This window comes from Thauera sp. SDU_THAU2 (assembly GCF_038260575.1).
GTDB lineage: Bacteria > Pseudomonadota > Gammaproteobacteria > Burkholderiales > Rhodocyclaceae > Thauera.
In genome coordinates, this window is the sequence record NZ_JBBWUN010000003.1 from 4,296,763 (window position 1) to 4,315,141 (window position 18,379).

Below are 18,379 nucleotides of genomic sequence, written 5' to 3' on the forward strand. Positions count from 1 at the left end.
CGCTTGCTCCCCGGGCGTAAGGTGTTCGTCGTTTTATTCGTCGAACAAGTCCGAGTGCCGTCCTGTACGCTCGAAGCGCACCACCTCGCCCTCGATCTTGTAGATCAGTAACCAATCCGGCTCGATGTGTGCATCACGGAAGCTGCGCCAGTCGCCTTTGAGTGGGTGGTCGGCATAAGGCGCTGGCAGCGGCTTGCCCTCGATGAGCAGGGCAAGCAAGGTTTTGAGCTTGTCCATGTCCTTGCCACGCTTCTGCGCCTGTTTGACGTCACGCTTGAACTGGCCGGAATAGACGGGTTGGCGCATCAGATGCCCAATTGATCGAACAGGTCGTCAGCATCCTTGGCGTGATGTACGTCCTCTCCACGTTCGCTTTTCGCCAGCGTTTCCGCAGTCTGCGCATTGGGTACGCGCATATCGAACGGCAAAGCTTTTTCCTTGGCAATCTTGGTGAGCGCGATGCGTACCACGTCGGAAACAGTCAGACCCATGCCAGCCAGCACCTCGGCAGCTTCGTTTTTGAGCTTCTCATCGATCCGCGCCCGGACAAATGCAGTTGCAGCCATGACGAGTCTCCTATCGCATTGATGCTTGAATTGTAGCTCACTGGAGCGACAACCCATTGATTACTGCCCCCCAGGCGCCGTCCACCCGCCCCCTAGCGCGGCGACCAGCTGCACGCTGGCCTGCAGCCTGTCGCGGGTGATGTCGAGAGCGTTGCGGCGGGCGGCGAGGGTGCCGTTCTGCGCCACCACGACTTCGAGGAAGGAGACCTGCCCAGCGCGGTAGCGGTTGGTCACCAGGCGCTCGTTTTCCTCCGCCAGCTCCACCACGCGGGCTTGCTGGGCGGCGCGGGCTTCGAGCGCGCGCAGGCTGGCGAAGGCGTCCTCGGTTTCCTGCAGCGCCGCCAGCACCGCTTCGCGCCAGGCTTCGGCGGCGGCCTCGTGGGCGGCGCGGGCGTCGTCCAGCGTCGCCGCGCGGGCGCCGCCGTCGAACAGCGTCGCGGCCAGGGTGGGGCCGAGCGCCCAGACCCGGTTGGGGGCCTCGAACCAGTTGGCGAAGGAGCCGGAACGGTAGCCGCCGGACAGGCCCAGGGTCAGGTCGGGCAGCCAGGCCGCCTGGGCGACGCCGATGCGGGCGTTGGCGGCGGCGACGCGGCGCTCGGCCACCACCAGGTCGGGCCGGCGGGCGAGCAGCTCACCCGGCAGCGCCGACGGCACGGCGGGCAGCGCCAGCAGGCTGCCATTGGCTTCGATGCCGAAGCTGGAAGGCGGCTGGCCGGCGAGCACCGCGATGGCGTTCTCGGCCATCGCGCGCTGGTCGACGAGTTCGAGCAACTGGGCGCGCACGCCTTCGAGCTGGTTTTCAGCCTGCACCACGTCGGCGCGCGCGATCATGCCGGCCTCGTACTGGTTCTGCGTGAGCTGCAGCGAGCGGGTGTAGGCGGCCTCGGTCTGCAGCAGCAGCTCGCGCTGCAGGTCGAGCACGCGCAGGCGGATGTAGGACTGCGCGAGGCTGGCCTGCAGCGACAGCCGCAGCGCGGCCAGGTCGGCGGCTGAGCCGGCCAGTTCGGCTTCGCCGGCTTCGACCGCGCGCCGCACCCGTCCCCACAGGTCGGGAATCCAGCTCACCGACAGGCCGCCGTCATAGCTGTTGGCCACGCCGTCGGCCGTGCCGCTGCGCCGGCCCGAAAGCTCGGCGCCCACCGTTGGTGAAAAGCCGGCGCGGGCGCCGCGCAAGGCCGCTTCGGCCTGGCGCAGGCGGGCGGCGGCCTGCGCCATTCCCGGATTGGCGGCTTCCAGCTCGGCGATCAGGGCGTCCAGCGTGTTGTCGCCGTAGGCTTTCCACCAGTTGCCGTCTTCGAGCAGCGGAGTCCGCACCGTCTGCCAGCCGGCGTCGTGCTTGAAGGTCTGCGGCATCGCGGGCAGTTCCGGCGCACGGTAGTCGGGCCCGACTGCGCAGCCGGTCAGGACGAAGGCGGCGGAGAGGGAGCAGAGCGTGGTCAGGCGCATGGTGGGAAAGGCGGAGGAAGGGATGAGAGGTCCGGGGCAGCGCCGGCGAAACGCCCGCTCCCCCTGGCTGGGCATCCCTGGTTGGGTGCCCGGCCAGGGAAGAGGCGGCGGCTGGAGAGGGAAAGGCTGCTGTTCTTCATGGCGTTACCGCCCCGGCCGCGCCGTGTTTGCGCAGCACGCGCAGCCGCAGGCGGTCGAGGCCGAGATAGACCACCGGGGTGGTGTAGAGCGTCAGCAACTGGCTGACCGCCAGGCCGCCGACGATGGCGATGCCGAGCGGCTGGCGCAGCTCCGAGCCTTCGCCGACGCCGAGCAGCAGCGGCAGGGCGCCGAGCAGGGCGGCGAGGTTGGTCATCAGGATGGGGCGCAGGCGCAGCAGCGCGGCGCGCTCGATCGAGGCGCGCGGCGACAGGCCGAGCCGGCGTTCGCCGTCGATGGCGAAGTCGATCATCAGGATGGCGTTCTTCATCACCACGCCGATCAGCAGGAACAGGCCGAGCAGTGCGATCAGGCTGAACTCGGTGCCCGACAGCATCAGCGCCAGCAGCGCACCGATGCCGGCCGAGGGCAGCGTGGACAGGATCGTCAGCGGATGCAGCGTGCTTTCGTACAGGATGCCGAGGACGAAATACACCGTCACCAGCACCGCCAGGATCAGCAGCGGCTGCGACTGGCTGGTCTGGCCCAGGGTCTGGGCCGAACCGCCGTGGCGGACGAACAGCGCGGACGGCATCATCAGCTTCGTGACTGCTTCGTCGATCGCCTGCATCGCCTGTTCCGGGCCGACGCCGGGCGCCAGCGCGTAGTCGACGCCTTCGACGGCGTACTGCTCCTTGTGCGACACGCGGTCGTTGCTGAGGCTGTGGCGGTAGCGGGTGAAGGCCGACAGCGGCACGCGCTGGCCGTCGGCGGTGACCACCTGCAGCTCGTCGAGCACGCCGGCGTGCTCGGTGTAGCGCGGGTCGAGCTCCATCACCACGCGGTACTGGTTGAGGCTGTCGTAGAGCGTCGCCACCTGGCGCTGCGAGAAGGAGTTGTTGAGCACCGAGCCGATCATGCGCATGTCCACGCCCAGGCGCTGGGCGGCCTCGCGGTCGACGTCGATGCTCAGCTGCTGCGTGCCTTCGTCGCGGTAGCCGTTGACGTCGACCAGCTCGGGCAGGTCTTCCATCGCCCGTGTCAGGCGTGCCGCCCAGTGCTTCAGCATCTCGGTCTCGGGCGACATCAGCAGCACGGTGTAGTCGCTGGTGTTGAAGGGCGGGTTGAGCTGGATGTCCTGGTCTACGTGCATGAACAGCATGCCGCCCGGCACCTTGGGCGCGCTGGCGCGCAGGCGGTCGATGACCTCGCGGGCGCTGGCGTCGCGCTCGGCGCGCGGCTTGAGCTTGACCATCAGCCAGGAGTTGCTGATGCCGCCGGTGCCGCCGCTGGTGCCGACGACGTCCTCGACCGCCGGGTCGGACAGGATGTGCTTGCGGTAGACGTCGATCTTGGGTTGCATCAACTGGAAGGAGAAGCCGTCGTCGCCGCGCACCATGCCGCGCAGCTGGCCGGTGTCCTGTTCCGGCAGCGTGCCCTTGGGAATGGCGATGTACAGATACACGTTGCAGGCGATCACTGCGGCCAGCAACAGCAGCACGATGACGCCGTGGCGCAGCGCCCAGCCCAGGCTGGCCGCGTAGCCGCGCTGCAGGGCGGCCGACAGGCGGCTGCCGAGGGCCGCCAGGCGCCCGCCGCCGCGCGCTTCGCGCGGCCGCAGCAGATGGGCGCACAGGCTGGGCGTCAGCGTCAGCGACACGGCCAGCGACACCAGGATCGCGGCGGCGAGGGTGACGACGAACTCGCGGAACAGGCGCTCGAGCACGCCGCCCATGAACAGCACCGACAGGAACACCACCACCAGCGAGACGTTCATCGCCAGCAGCGTGAAGCCGACTTCGCCCGCGCCTTTCAGCGCCGCGCGGTAGGGACGCATGCCGTCGGCGATGTGGCGCTCGATGTTCTCCAGCACGACGATGGCGTCGTCCACCACCAGGCCGGCGGCGACGATCAGCGCCATCAGCGACAGGTTGTTGAGCGAGAAGCCGTAGAAATACATCACGACGAAGGCGCCGATCAGCGACACCGGCACCGCCAGGCTCGGGATCAGCGCGGCGCGGCCGTCGCCGAGGAAGGCCCACACCACCGCGATCACCAGCCCGGCAGCGATCAGCAGCGTGAGCTGCGCTTCGGCCAGCGTGGCGCGGATGCCGGGGCTGCGATCGACCACCACCCGCATCGCCGTGTCGGCCGGCAGCAGCGCCTGCAGCATCGGCATCTGTGCGCGGATGGTGTCGACGGTGGCGACGATGTTGGCGTCGGGCTGGCGATAGACCTGCAGCAGCACCGCCGGGTCGTGGTTGTGGAAGCCGCTGCTGTAGCGGTTCTCGGTGCTGTCGCTGACGGCGGCGACGTCGCCCAGCCGCACCACCGCGCCGTCGCGGTAGCGCACGATCAGTTCGCGATAGTCGTCGGCGGTGCGCAGGCTGTCGCTGGTGCCGACGCGCCAGCGCAGCTCGCCTTCTTCGAGCACGCCGAGCGGCTCCAGCGCGTTGGCGGCGGAGATCGCCGTGCGGATGTCGTCGAGCGCGATGCCGTGATGGGCGAGCATGCCGGGATTGAGCTGCACCCGCACCGCCGGCAGCGCCGAGCCGCCGACGGCGACTTCGCCGACGCCTTCTATCTGGGCGATCTTCTGCGCCAGGATGGTCGCCGCCAGGTCGTACAGCCGGCCGGGCGACAGGCTGGGCGAGGACAGCGCGATCACCATCACCGGCGAGCGGGTCGAGTTGACCTTGCGGTAGCTGGGGTTGCCCGGCATGCCGGCCGGCAGCTGGCCGCGCACCGCGTTGATCGCCGCCTGCACGTCGCGCGCGGCGGCGTTGATGTCGCGGTCGAGGTCGAAGCGCAGCCGCACCCGGCTGGCGCCCTGGCTGCTGGACGAGGTGAGTTCGGTGACGCCGGCGATGCTGCCGAGCGCGCGTTCGAGCGGCGTCGCCACGTTCGCCGCCATGCTTTCCGGGCTGGCGCCGGGCAGGTTGGCGGTGACTTCGATCTGCGGAAATTCCACTTCGGGCAGCGGCGCCACCGGCAGCAGCCGGTAGGCGAGCAGGCCGCACAGCACCAGCGCGATCGCGAGCAGGCAGCTCGCCACCGGCCGGCGGATGAAGGCGCGCGCCAGGTTCATGCGCGTGCGTCCGCTGCCTCGGCGTCCGGCTGCGCCGCGCGCCCGCCGGTCAGGCGGTCGAAGAACAGATAGACCACCGGCGTGGTGAACAGCGTCAGCACCTGGCTGACCAGCAGGCCGCCGACCATGACGATGCCGAGCGGCTGGCGCAGCTCGGCACCCGAGCCGCCGGCCAGCATCAGCGGCAGCGCGCCGACCAGCGCCGCCAGCGTGGTCATCAGGATCGGGCGGAAGCGCAGCAGCGCGGCGCGGCGGATCGCATCGGGCGGCGCCATGCCGAGCTTGCGCTGCGCATCGAGGGCGAAGTCCACCATCATGATGCCGTTCTTCTTCACCAGGCCGATCAGCAGCACGATGCCGATCACCGCCACCAGGTCGAGCGGCCGGCCCGACAGGTGCAGCGCGGCGAGCGCGCCGACGGTGGCCGAAGGCAGCGTGGACAGGATCGTGATTGGGTGGATGGTGCTTTCGTACAGCACGCCGAGCACGATGTACATCGTCACCACCGCGGCCAGGATCAGCCACAAGGTATTGCCGAGCGAGGCGCGGAAAGCTTCGGCCGCGCCCTGGAAGCGCATTTCTACCGCCATCGGCAGGTCGATCTCGTCGCGTACGGCCTCGATCGCCGCCACCGCTTCGCCGAGCGAGGCGCCCGGCGCCAGGTTGAAGGACAGCGTTGCTGCCGGGAACTGGCCCTGGTGCGAGATTGCCAGCACCGCCGGCCGCAGCGAGATCCGCGCCACCGTCGACAGCGGCACCGGGCCGCCGGCGGTCGGAATGTAGGTGCGTTCCAGCGCCTCGGGGCCGACCGCGTGGCGCGGATCGACTTCGAGCACGATGCGGTACTGGTTGGCATGGGTGAACAGCGTGGCGATCTGGCGCTGGCCGTAGGCGGTGTGCAGCGCGCCGATCACCTGCGCGGCGCTGACGCCCAGCCGGGTCGCAGCGTCGCGGTCGATCTCGACCCGGGCCTGCACGCCGCCGCGCTGCAGGTCGGAAGCGACGTCGGCCAGCTCCGGGCGCTGGCGCAGTGCCGTCACCATGGCGTCGACCCAGGCCGCCAGTTCGTCCTCGTCCGGCGTGGACAGCGTGAACTGGTACTGGGTGCGGCTGATGCGGTCCTCGATCGACAGCTCCTGCACCGGCTGCATCCAGGCTTCGATGCCTTCGACTGCGGCGAAGCGCTCCGCCAGCCGCTGCATGATCTCCGCCACGCCGTCGCGCTCGCCGTGTGGGTGCAGGTTGATCAGCATGCGGCCGCTGTTGAGCGTGGTGTTGCTGCCGTCGACGCCGATGAAGGAGGACAGGCTCTGCACCTGCGGATCGGTCATCGCCACCCGCGCCAGCGCCTGCTGGCGTTCGGCCATGGCGCTGAAGGACACGGTCTGCGGCGCCTCGGTGACGACCTGGATCACGCCGCTGTCCTGCACCGGGAAGAAGCCCTTGGGCACGGTGACGTAGAGCAGCGCGGTCAGCGCCAGCGTGCCGAGCGTGACCAGCAAGGTGGCGGTCTGGTGGCGCAGCACCCAGTCGAGCCATACCGCGTAGCGGTCGATGACGCGGTCGAGGAAGCCATTGCCGCCTTCCTCATGCCCGGCGGTGTCGCCGAGCATGCGCGCGCTCATCATCGGCGTCAGCGTCAGCGACACCACCAGCGAGATCATGATCGCCACCGCCAGTGTCACGGCGAACTCGTGGAACAGCCGGCCGACCACGTCGCCCATGAACAGCAGCGGGATCAGCACCGCGATCAGCGAGATCGTCAGCGACACCAGCGTGAAGCCGATCTCTGCGGCGCCCTTCAGCGCGGCCTGCATCGGCGAGGCGCCGGCCTCGCGGTGGCGGGCGATGTTCTCCAGCATCACGATGGCGTCGTCGACGACGAAGCCGGTAGCGATGGTCAGCGCCATCAGGCTGAGGTTGTTCATCGAGAAGCCGGCGAGATACATCACGCCGAAGGTGCCGACCAGCGACAGCGGCACCGCCACGCTGGGAATCAGCGTCGCGCTCGCGCGGCGCAGGAACATGAAGGTCACCAGCACCACCAGGCCGACGGCGAACACCAGCTCCTTCTGCACGTCGCGCACCGAGGCGCGGATGGACAGCGTGCGGTCGGTCAGCATCGCCACATCGACCGCCGCCGGCAGCGTCGCGGTGAGCTGGGGCAGCAGTTCGCGCACGCGGTCGGCCACTTCGATGACGTTGGCGCCCGGCTGGCGCTGGATGTTGACCAGCACGGCCGGCGCGTCCACCGGTTCGGCGCAGGCGCCGTCGCTATCTGTGGCCTGGTCGCTGGCCTGGCAGTATCCCGCCCAGGCGGCGAGGAAGCGGTCTTCCGCACCCTGTTCGATGGTGGCGATGTCGCCCAGGCGCAGCGGTGCGCCGTTCGACCAGGTGACGATCAGGTTGCGGTATTCTTCGACCGACTTGATCTGGTCGTTGGCTTCGACCATGACGAAGCGGTGCGGGCCGTCCAGGCTGCCCTTGGGCTGGGTGGAATTGGCCGCCACCAGCGTGGTCCGGATGTCCTCCATGCTCAGGCCGTGGGCGGCGAGTGCCTGCGGATTGACCTGCACCCGCAGCGCCGGGCGCTGGCCGCCGGCCAGGCTGACCATGCCGACGCCCGGCAACTGCGCCAGCTTCTGCGCCATGCGGGTGTCGACCATGTCGTACACCTCGGGCAGCGGCAGCGCCGCCGAGGACACCGCCAGCGTCACGATCGGCGCGTCGGCGGGATTGACCTTGCGGTAGATCGGCGGCGTCGGCAGGTCGCTGGGCAGCAGGTTGGCGGCGGTGTTGATCGCCGCCTGCACTTCCTGCTCGGCCACGCCCAGATCGACGCTGAGGCCGAACTGCAGGGTGATCGCCGAGGCGCCGCCGGAGCTGGTCGAGCTCATCTGCTTGAGCCCCGGGATCTGCCCCAGGCGGCGTTCCAGCGGCGCGGTGATGGTGCGGGCCGTCACCTCGGGGCTGGCGCCCGGGTGGAAGGTGAACACCTGGATGATCGGGTAATCGACCTGGGGCAGCGCCGCCACCGGCAGCAGCCGCCAGGACAGCAGGCCGGAGATGACGAGCGCGAGCATCAGCAGCGTGGTCGCCACCGGCCGCTCGATGAAGGGGCGGGAGATGTTCATCGCTGGAGCGTCGTTCAGCCGCCCGGGCGCGGGCCGCCGGGGGCGCCGGAGCTGGCGGCCGGCGCGCCTGCGGCCGGCGTCCCGGGGACTCCAACGCCAGCAGCGGGTGCGCTCGCTGGTCTCGTGCCCGCAGCCGGACCACCGGCTCCCGGCGCGCCGGGCGCTCGTGCACCACCCTCCATGCTGCCGTCACTGTCGGCCAGGATCACGTTGCTGCCTTCGCGCAGGCGGTCCAGCCCTTCCAGCACGACCTGCTCGCCGCCTTCCAGGCCGTCTTCCACCACCACCTTGATACCGTCCGAGGCGCCCAGCGTCACCGGACGGATGCTGGCCTTGCCCTCGTTGATGACGTAGACGTAGCTGCCCCTGGAGCCGAACTGCACCGAATCGGCGGGGATCGTCACCGCATCCTTGATGCTGCGCACCGCGAGGCGGACATTGACGAACTGGTTCGGGAACAGGGCGTCGTCGGTATTGGCGAACTCGGCCTTCAGCCGCACCGTGCCGGTGGTGGTGTCGATCTGGTTGTCGAAAGTGCGCAGCACGCCGCTGGCGACCGGCTTGCGGTCGTCGCGATCCCAGGCTTCCACCTCCAGCGTATGGCCGCGCGCCATTTCCTCGCGCACCGTTGCCAGGTCGCGCTCGGGCACGGTGAACATCACCGCGATCGGGCGGGTCTGGACGATGCTGACGATGCCCTCGCTGTCGCCGCTGGAAATCAGGTTGCCGGCATCGACCCGGCGCAGGCCGACGCGGCCTTCGATCGGCGCCTCGATGCGGGTCCAGCCGAGCTTCAGGCGGGCGTCGTCGACCTGGGCCTGGTTGGACTTCAGCGTGCCGCGCAATTGATTGACCATCGCCTCCTGGGCTTCGACCTGCTGGCGGGCGATCGAGTCCTGCTTGAACAGCAGGCGGTAGCGGGCGAGTTCGGTTTCGGCGTTCTTGAGCTGGGCCTGGTTCTGCTGCAACTGGCCTTCGGCCTGGGCGAGGCCGACGCGGTAGGGCGCGGGGTCGATCTCGGCCAACAGCGCCCCCTTGCGCACCCGGTCGCCTTCGTTGAAGGCCAGCCTGATCAATTCGCCATCCACGCGGCTGCGCACCGTGACGCTGGCCAGCGGCGTGACCGTGCCGATCGCGCGCAGGCGCACGTCCAGTTCACCGCGTTCGGCGGGCACGGTCTTGACCGGCACCGGGCCACCCCAGCCCATCATCGGCCGTGGCGGCCCGGAGGGTGCAGATGTTTGCGCCGCGGGGCGCAGGAAGTACCAGGTGGCCGCGGCCGCCGCAACGACTGCGGCCAGCAGCAAGAGGCGCGATCGCCCCTTGGATGACGAAGTGGAAGGCATGGGTTCGGGAAAGCGCGTGCTGCGCGGCGGCGTTCCCGGAGCGAAACGCCGGAATTGCCTGAAATGAAATTGAAAAGGAGATTTAAGTGAGATTCGTTCTCAAGTATAAAAGGCGCGGCGAGTCCTCTCAAGCTGAACGGGGGCTTTGACGTGATGTTGCCGCTTAGATTCCCCGGAGATGTTTGGTTTTTTCCGTATTCGGAGCGGTCAAGCGTTCATTTGGATGATTGCAGCGCTTGCACGATTGTCCGTAGAAGCAGCTTCAGGCCGGCCACAACCATGCCGCGCCGCGCACGCCCGAGGCGTCACCGTGCCTGGCCGGTACCAGCCGTGTGGCGATGCAGTCGGAAAAGACATAGGGGACCCACAGCGCGGGGACATTCGTATACAGGCGTTCGATGCGCGACAGCCCGCCGCCGAGCACGATCACGTCCGGATCGAGCAGATTGATCACCCCGGCCAGCGCACGCGCCAGGCGCTGTTCGTAGCGCCGCAAGGTGGCGCCGCAGTCGGGGTCATGATTCGCCGCGGCCACGATCGCGGCGGCATCGAGTCTGCCGCCGTGGTGCCGGGCATGGTCGGCGGCCATGCCGGGGCCGGACAGCCAGGTCTCGATGCAGCCGCTGCGGCCGCAATAGCAGGCGGGTAGCGGCAACTCGTCGGTGGTAGGCAGCGGCAGCGGGTTGTGCCCCCATTCGCCGGCAACGCCGTTCACACCATTCAGCAGCCCGCCGCGGACGACGATGCCGCCGCCCACGCCGGTACCGAGGATCACCGCGAACACCACTTCCGCACCAGCGCCGGCGCCATCGGCGGCCTCGGACATCGCCAGGCAGTTGGCGTCGTTGGCGACGCGTACCGGACGGCCGAGCAGGGCTTCGAGGTCCTGCTGCAGCGCCTGGCCGTTCAGGCAGGTGGAATTGGCGTTGCGCATGCGGCCGCTGCGTGGCGAGGCCGAGCCCGGCGTGCCGATACCCACCGTGGCGCGCAGGCCGACGTGCGTCTCGGCTTCACTGACCAGATCGGCGATGGTCTGCAGTGTGGCGGGATAGTCGCCCTGCGGCGTCGGCACGCGGCGGCGAAAGCGTTCGCTGCCGCGCTCGTCGAGGGCGACGAGCTCGATCTTGGTGCCGCCCAGATCGATGCCGATGCGCATGGTGCGCGGCGCTCAGGCCAGCCGTTCGACCGCGCTGCGATACAGCTCCAGCGCTTCGTTGCGGCTGTTGGCGCTGAGGCCGAGGTTGTTCACCAGGCCGTTGTCCAGGCTGTAGCACCACGCATGCACGGTCACGTTCTGGCCGCGCTGCCAGGCTTCGCGCAGCACCGAGGTCTGGCACACATTGACCACCTGGTGGATGGCATTGAGTTCGCACAGCCGGTCGAGCCGGGCGTCGGCGTCGTCGATCTGCGCCAGGCGCTCGGTGTGGCGGTCGCGCACGTCCTGCACGTGGCGCAGCCAGTTGTCGGTGAGACCGGTGCGGTTGTCGTTGAGCGCCGCCTTGACCCCGCCGCAGCCGTAGTGGCCGACCACCAGGATGTGTTTCACGCGCAGCATCTCGACCGCGTAGTGGATCACCGACAGTGCGTTGAGATCGGTGTGGACGACGACGTTGGCGACGTTGCGATGGACGAAGACCTCGCCCGGCGCCAGGCCGATGATCTGGTTCGCCGGTACGCGGCTGTCGGAACAGCCGATCCACAGGTACTCGGGCGACTGCTGGGCGACGAGGCGGGAGAAGAACTCCGGGTCCTCCGCCTGCATGCGCTCGGACCAGGCCTTGTTGTTGGCGAAGAGGTGGTCGATGGAGTGAGACATGGAAATCCTAGGAACGCGCGTCCGCGCGACAGGCGTGATTGTGACGGACAGCCCGGGGGCGGAACAACTGCCGGAAGCCGGCTTGAAGCCGGCATCGAGCGACTCAAGGCAAACGGCATATCTGTATTGACTATGCGGGAGCGCTTGATGATAATCGCAACCGATAATAACAATTAGTATTGTTTATAGATGGGAGCTGAGCGGCATGCCCGCTTCCAGTCCGAGGCTGTCCATGACTGTCGTCCTGCCCATTACCCGGCAGGTTTTCGAGACCTTTCTTCGCTAGGAAACCATTGCATGAGCCGGCAGGCACGAACCCTCGTGAGTTTTTCCCCGTCCTTGCATTTGAGTCCGGGGCGCCTTGTCATTGGCGCCGCTGCAGCGCTGTTGGTTCTGGCGCTTTCCGGTTGCGCGAGCAAACCCGATATGGCCGGGCAGGAGCCCAGCGGCGCTGAAGCGGCACGCACGGACTCTCACGGCAAGCCTTATTCGGAAGGCGTCGTCTTCGAGCGCATTTACGTCGACTATGAGATTGCGCGCGACGGCTCTTTCACTCGCACGGCCGAGATCATCAAGCGGCTCGAGAATGCCCAGGGCATCGAGCGCGAAGGCAAGGCTCACCTGATGTTCCAGCAGGGCATCGAGGAGGCAGAATTCATCGACGCCCGGGTGGCGCAGCCCGATGGCAGTGAAATCGTGCTGCAGCCGGACGTGGTGGAGATGAAGCCGTCTTATTCTTCTCTTCCGGCGCAGTTGTTCAGCAATCGCCAGCGCAAGACGCTGGTGTTTCCCGATCTGCAGCCCGGCAGCCGTGCGATTGCGACCGTGCGCATGCAGCGGCTCAAACCTGTGTTTCCCGGCCAGTTCATGGCGCTGACATGGCGTTCGCCGCATGTCGGCGTGGAGGATCTGCGTGTCCGCTACCGGCTGCCGGCCGACATGCCCTTGCATCTCGATGCACATGGCATCGAGATGACACGCGAAGTCGATGGCGACATGGTGACGTGGACTGCACACATGCAAGTGCGTGAGCCATGGCCGCGTGAGTCGGGCAGTGTCGGAGCAGTGGACTACAGCCCGCGCGTCGCGGTCAGTACGTTCCCGGACCATGCCGCCTTCGCCGCAGCCTACCGCGACATGATCGCCGGCCGCGACGAGGTGACGCCCGCAATCCAGGCGCTGGCCGACGCACTGAGCGCCGATCTGAAGACGCCGCGCGAGCAGGTGCGGGCTTTGTACGAATGGGTGGTGGGCAACATCCGCTACGTCGCCGTTCCCCTCGGCCATGGCGCATGGGTGCCGAATCCGGCGGGTAGCGTACTGTCGCTCCGCCACGGCGACAGCAAGGACCGCGCCGTGCTGCTGGCCGCGTTGCTGAAGGCCAGGAACATCGACAGTTCGCTGGTGCTGCTCGATGCCGGTGGCAACTACTGGTTGCCGCGATATCCGACGCTGCAGTCGTTCGATCATGTGATGCTTCATGTGCCGGCGCTGGATCTGTATCTCGATTCATCCTCACCGTTTGTCGATTTCGGCAGCCTGTCGCCGCGCTTGGCCGGCAAACCTGCACTGATCGTTGCCGATGGCCACGTAGTGCAAACGCCGGTCGCGCCCGCGCAGGATTCCGGCAGCCGTGTCCTGCAGCGAATGGTGCTCGACAGCGCAGGGCAACTGCAGGGCGATACCACCGTACAGGTCCGGGGGAGAACGGCGCAGTCCTTCAGGGAGATGATGGCCCGGACGAAGCCGCTGACCGACGCCCAGATCGCGAGATCGATGCTCGTCAGTGCAGACGAACATGGACAGGCACAGCTTCGGCGGCCGACGAACCTGGCGCCGGGCGAGCCGCTGGAGGCCGGGCTGAGCTACACACTGACCCGCGGGCTCGACCTGAGCGCACCGGGAGTGTTGCCGGTGAAGCGCGGGGTGCGTTTCCACGGCATCGAGATGTTCGGCAGATCGGTCATGGACGTCCCCCGCCGCGCGCCATTCGACTGCCTGGCAGTGACGATGGAGGAAGAGCAGCGCATCACCTGGCCGGACACGGTGCGGCCTGGCGCACTGCCGCCCGGGCGCAGCCTGGTGTCGGAGGATGCGGCGCTGCCTTACACCTTCACGTCCGACTACAGGCTGGAAGGCAACGAAGTCGTCATCCAGCGCAAGCTGGTGGTGGCCCCCGCCAGCAGAAGCTGCCCGCCATCCAGCAATGCCGCCCTGCAGGTTTTGCTGCGTGAAATCGCACTCGAATACGACACGCTGTTGAGCTATACGCCGCGTTGAGACGCGGCCGGATCACGGCCGCGTGGGGTACGCATTCAGCTTTTCTTCCCGACAGAGAGATCATCAACCCATGTCCGTCGCCCCCCAATTGCAATCCCGCCCGCTGTCCATCGTGTCGGCCACCATGGTGCTGATCCTGCTGGCGCCTTCCGTGTGGGCGAACCAGCCATACACGGCGGGTGTCGTCTTCGAGCGTGTCCATGTCGATTACGAAGTTGCGCGCGACGGCACCTATGTACGCACGTCCGAGATCGTCAAGCGCTTCGAAAATGCCCAGGGCATCGAAGCGCACGGCAAGGCGCAACTGGCATTCCAGAGCGGCACCGAGAAGGCGGAATTCATCGATGCCCGGGTGGCGCAGCCGGATGGCCGCGAGATCGTGCTGCGCCCGGATGACGTGCACCTGCAGGAGGCCTATCCCTTTCCCGAGGCGGCGGTATTCACCGACCGCAAGCGCAAGACCCTGGTGTTTCCCGACCTGCAGCCCGGTAGCAGGGCGATTGCTACCGCGCGCTCCCAGCGGCTTGAGGCGGTGATTCCGGGCCTGTTCTCGGCCCTGGAGTGGCGCTCGGCCCATTTCGCTTCGCTGGACACGCGCATCCGCTTCACGCTGCCGGCCGACATGCCGCTGCACGTCGAGGCGCACGATGCCGAAGTCACGCGCGAGGCTGACGGCGACAAGGTGACGTGGACGGTGACGATGAAGGTGGAGGAGCCCTGGCCGTCCGAGCCGGGCAGTGTTTCCGCCGTCGATTACAGTCCGCGCGTGGTCGTGAGTACTTTTGCCGACTACGGCGCATTCGCTGCCGCCTACCGCGACATGATCGCCGGCCGCGATGCGGTGACGCCGGAAATCCAGGCGCTGGCCGACGAACTGACCGCCGGCAAGGAGACGCCGCGCGAGCAGGCGCGTGCGCTGTACGAATGGGTGGCGGGCAACATCCGCTACGTCGCCATCCACATGGGCCGCGGCGGCTGGGTGCCGCATGCGGCGGGCGAAGTGCTGTCGCGCCGCTATGGTGACTGCAAGGACCACGTCACGCTGCTGGCCGCGCTGCTGCGGGCCAAGGGCATCGACAGTTCGCCGGTGCTGCTCAATGCCGGCACCAGCCAGTGGCTGTCGCAATATCCCACGCTGGCTTCGTTCAACCATGCGCTGCTCTACCTGCCCACGCTGGATCTCTACGTCGACTCGACTGCGCGCTACGTGGATTTCGGCATCCTGCCCTTCGAGTCGGCCGCCAAGCCGGCGCTGGTCGTCGCCGACGGCCGCGTGGTGCAGACTCCGGCCGTACGGGCGCAGGATTCGGGCGCCAGCATCGTGCAGCGGATGACGGTCGATGCCGACGGGCGCTTGCAGGGTGACACTACGGTGCGTTCGTCAGGGATCGCTGCACAGATGGATCGGGCGATGATGGTCCAGACCACCGCCGTGCCCGACGCCCAGATTGCCGCGGCCATCCTCACCAACGCGGGCGAACACGGGCAGGCGCAACTGCGCCGGCCGGCGAGCCTGGCGCTGGGCGAAGCGGTGGAAACCGGGCTGAGCTACAGCCTGACACGCGGACTCGACCTGAATGCACCAGGCCACTTCCCGATCACCCGGGGCGTGGGCTTCGGCGGTATCCAGCTCTATGGCAAGGCCATCATGGATTCGGCCCGGCGCGCGCCCTTCATGTGCCCGGCAACCACGATGATCGAGGAGCAACGCATCAAGTGGCCGGACAAGGTGCAGCTCGGCGCCTTGCCGCGGAGCCGCCGCCTGGTGTCGGAGGATGCGGAGCTGCCTTACACCTTCACGTCCGACCATGCGCTGGAAGGCGAGGGCGAAGTCGTCATCCGCCGCAAGCTGGTGGTGGATACCGCTAGCCCGGTGTGTCCACCAGCCAGCAATGCCGCCTTGCAGGCGTTGGCACGCGAGATCGCGTTCGAGTATGACGCGGCGCTGAGCTACGCACCGCGCTGAGACGGGGCAGACTGCCTGATAAGGCAGTTCCGGAGGGATTTAGCAAGAATCAAATCAGCGCCCGGTTAAAAATCATAGAGTGCAACACTGGCTGCTTCTGGTGCAGCAACAACCGGAGTCAAGCGCAGGGCGGTAATACAGGGGTTTCCAGAAGAGATTCGGCCACATGGTCATGTGGCCGTGCTCGCGAAGTACGAACGCCTGGCAGCGAATGTGTTCGATGGCTTCAGGCGGCAGCTTTCCGGCGTCGATCTCTTCCATACCGAAGCCTCATCAGAATTCATTCGATTGCCGTCCTGACATGAAGATCAACAAACCTGTCACGAACGTGGAACGGGAATTTCCCGACGGAAAGTACATCGTTTCACGTACCGATCTCAAAGGCATCATCACCTACGCCGACGACACGTTCGTCGAAATCAGCGGTTTTTCACGCGAGGAATTGATAGGCAAGAGCCACAACATCGTTCGCCACCCGGACATGTTGCCTGCGGCCTTTGCCTGGGCCTGGGACACGATCAAGACCGACCGCCCGTGGCGCGGCATGGTCAAGAACCGCAGCAAGAACGGCGATTTCTACTGGGTCGATGCCTTGATCGTACCGGTACTCAAGGACGGCAGGAAAGTCGGCTACATGTCGGTGCGCACCAAGCCGAGCCGGAAGCAGATTGCGGATGCCGAAGCGCTCTACCGGAAACTTGCCGACGGCAGCGCCAGCATTCCGAAAACAACGCTCTGGGCGCGCATCCCGTTGCAGGCCAAATTCGCTGCGTTGGTCATCGTCATGATCCTCGCCCAGCTTCTTGGCATCGGTATGCAGGTTTTGGGGCCCGGCCTGGGCCTCACGGCAGACGTGACCGGGCAGTTCGTCATGCTGTTCGGCGTGGCCGGCATCGCTGCCGCGCTCGGTCTGCTCACTTTCCAACGCGGCATGATGGTGACTTTCAGCCGCATCACCAGCCGCTTGCAGAATATCGCCCAAGGTGATCTGACCGACGAAATTCCGCTGCACCGGGTGGATGAACTGGGCAAGCTGAACGATGCCCTGATCACCATGCAGACCCACCTGCGGGCGATGATGGCGGAAATTGCCGAGCAGAGTACGTCGGTCGACAGCCACATCCATTACCTCAGCAGGGAAATCGACGCCACCCGGCGGGCAGCGGCGGTGCAGTCGGAGGCCGCCAACAGCATTGCCGCCTCGGTCGAGGAGATGGTGGCATCGGTGGACCGGATTGCAGAGGACGCGCAGCAGGCGTCCCAGGCAGTGCAGCTGTCGCGCAACCTGCTCGAAGAGGCGACGCAGCGCATGCGGCAAAGCCAGCAGGCATCGGAGCACGTGGTCGTCACGGTGCAGGATGCCGGGCATACCATGGACGAGCTGTTCCAGTCGATTTCGGCCATCGAGCGAGTCAGCCAGGTCATCCGCGACATTGCCGACCAGACCAATCTGCTGGCGCTGAACGCCGCCATCGAGGCGGCACGGGCTGGTGAATCCGGGCGCGGTTTTGCCGTGGTTGCCGACGAAGTGCGCAAGCTGGCCGAAAATTCGAGCAAGCAGACGGGTGAAATCACCGCCAGCATCCAGCACATTCAGGGTCGCACCCAGAGTGTGCACGCCACCATGGCCGTCGCCGGAACCCAGGTGGAAACCGTCAATGCCACTGCCGAAACTGCCCGCAACGGACTGCATGCGGTGGTCGATCAGGGCGAGCGGATTCATCTGCTGGCGGGCAACATTGCCACCGGCACCCGCCAGCAGGCTTCAGCGGGCGGCGAAATCGCTCAACGCATGGAAGACATCGTCAGCGGCATCGGCCAAACCTCGAACACCATTCAGGAAGTGGCCGTGCGCAGCAATCAGATCCAGCAGGCGACCGGTCGCCTGCGCGAGTTGATTGGCTATTTCCGCTTTATCCGGTGAGTTTTCACGGACTCAGGTTCAGATGTGAGATCGCGATTGAGTATGACGTGGCGCCGAGCTATGCGCCGCGCTGAGGTGGTGGGGAGGTCTGCTTATCTTGGCCGCCGGTGCCGTACTATACGCATCGCTCCCGGCGGCGTGGTCGCCACAGGAGAATTAATGAAAGAGTACGAAAGGCGCTGCCCGCATTGGCTTGGGTGTATGCAATCCTGTTCGGCGGCCTTGTACAGGCTCAGGTCACGAATATGCAAGCCATGCAGCTACCGCCTTCCGAAGCCCCGATGGTAAGTTTGGGCAGCGTGGAGGCCAAGGCACTGCACCCGACAGTTCCTTTCCTGAATATATGCTGCTGGCAGTCATGTATGCCGAGGAACTCGAACTGATGCCGGAGCAGGAGCCGCAGGACTGGCGGGTTGAGAACATGGGCACGTGGTCGGGTCTGTATAGCGACACGCTCAGCATCGAGGCGGAAATCACCGAAGCGTTCTACGCGAGCCAACTCGCGCAGGTTCTGCAGGGGCGCTACCAGGAGGCCGCGGAAAAATGCCTGGCGATGGTGCGCAGGTCGGACGCCTGCGCGGAGAACATGCGCAGCATTCTCAGCCTGGCGCGGTGGGAGAAGATGGTCGGCATCTACCGGACCTTGCTGGAGGGATAGCATGTCTCCGGGGTTCC

General features: G+C 67.0%; 12 protein-coding genes. 4 read left to right on the plus strand and 8 right to left on the minus strand.

Annotated elements, in window-relative coordinates:
- Positions 1-33 precede the first annotated feature (33 nt).
- From AAFL97_RS21770 to can, 8 genes are all read right to left on the minus strand, one after another.
- Positions 34-306: a type II toxin-antitoxin system YafQ family toxin gene (locus AAFL97_RS21770; RefSeq protein ID WP_341646712.1), complete on the minus strand. Its 273-nt coding sequence runs from the start codon at positions 304-306 to the stop codon at positions 34-36.
- Entirely contained in the window at positions 306-566 is a 261-nt protein-coding gene (locus tag AAFL97_RS21775) for a type II toxin-antitoxin system RelB/DinJ family antitoxin (protein ID WP_341646713.1), read from the minus strand. The genes AAFL97_RS21770 and AAFL97_RS21775 overlap by 1 nt, the downstream gene beginning before the upstream one ends.
- 60 nt (positions 567-626) lie before the next feature.
- Positions 627-2,012 (minus strand): efflux transporter outer membrane subunit, encoded by a 1,386-nt coding sequence (locus AAFL97_RS21780; protein ID WP_341646714.1) that lies wholly within the window; start codon positions 2,010-2,012, stop codon positions 627-629.
- A 136-nt stretch (positions 2,013-2,148) separates the two neighbouring features.
- Complete coding sequence (locus AAFL97_RS21785) at positions 2,149-5,238, minus strand: efflux RND transporter permease subunit (RefSeq protein WP_341646715.1); 3,090 nt, start codon at positions 5,236-5,238, stop codon at positions 2,149-2,151.
- Entirely contained in the window at positions 5,235-8,372 is a 3,138-nt protein-coding gene (locus AAFL97_RS21790) for an efflux RND transporter permease subunit (protein WP_341646716.1), read from the minus strand. Before AAFL97_RS21790 ends, AAFL97_RS21785 begins: the two co-directional genes overlap by 4 nt.
- Before the next feature lie 14 nt (positions 8,373-8,386).
- Entirely contained in the window at positions 8,387-9,679 is a 1,293-nt protein-coding gene (locus AAFL97_RS21795; protein ID WP_341646717.1) for an MdtA/MuxA family multidrug efflux RND transporter periplasmic adaptor subunit, read from the minus strand.
- Between the two features lie 301 nt (positions 9,680-9,980).
- Positions 9,981-10,874, minus strand: a complete 894-nt coding sequence (locus AAFL97_RS21800) for an ROK family protein (RefSeq protein WP_341646718.1) — start codon at positions 10,872-10,874, stop codon at positions 9,981-9,983.
- 12 nt (positions 10,875-10,886) lie between these two features.
- Positions 10,887-11,534 (minus strand): carbonate dehydratase, encoded by a 648-nt coding sequence (can, locus tag AAFL97_RS21805; RefSeq protein ID WP_341646719.1) that lies wholly within the window; start codon positions 11,532-11,534, stop codon positions 10,887-10,889.
- A gap of 189 nt (positions 11,535-11,723) precedes the next feature.
- On the opposite strand from can, the gene AAFL97_RS21810 reads away from it, so the two are divergent.
- From AAFL97_RS21810 to AAFL97_RS21825, 4 genes are all read left to right on the plus strand, one after another.
- Complete coding sequence (locus AAFL97_RS21810; RefSeq protein WP_341646720.1) at positions 11,724-13,814, plus strand: DUF3857 and transglutaminase domain-containing protein; 2,091 nt, start codon at positions 11,724-11,726, stop codon at positions 13,812-13,814.
- A 70-nt stretch (positions 13,815-13,884) separates the two neighbouring features.
- Positions 13,885-15,780: a DUF3857 domain-containing transglutaminase family protein gene (locus AAFL97_RS21815; protein ID WP_341646721.1), complete on the plus strand. Its 1,896-nt coding sequence runs from the start codon at positions 13,885-13,887 to the stop codon at positions 15,778-15,780.
- Positions 15,781-16,081: 301 nt separating this feature from the next.
- The gene (locus AAFL97_RS21820; RefSeq protein ID WP_341646722.1) at positions 16,082-17,704 is read left to right on the plus strand and encodes a methyl-accepting chemotaxis protein; all 1,623 of its coding nucleotides are present in this window, start codon (positions 16,082-16,084) and stop codon (positions 17,702-17,704) included.
- 343 nt (positions 17,705-18,047) lie between these two features.
- On the plus strand, positions 18,048-18,362 hold the full coding sequence (locus tag AAFL97_RS21825; protein WP_341646723.1) for a hypothetical protein: 315 nt from the start codon (positions 18,048-18,050) through the stop codon (positions 18,360-18,362).
- The last annotated feature ends 17 nt before the right edge of the window (positions 18,363-18,379 follow it).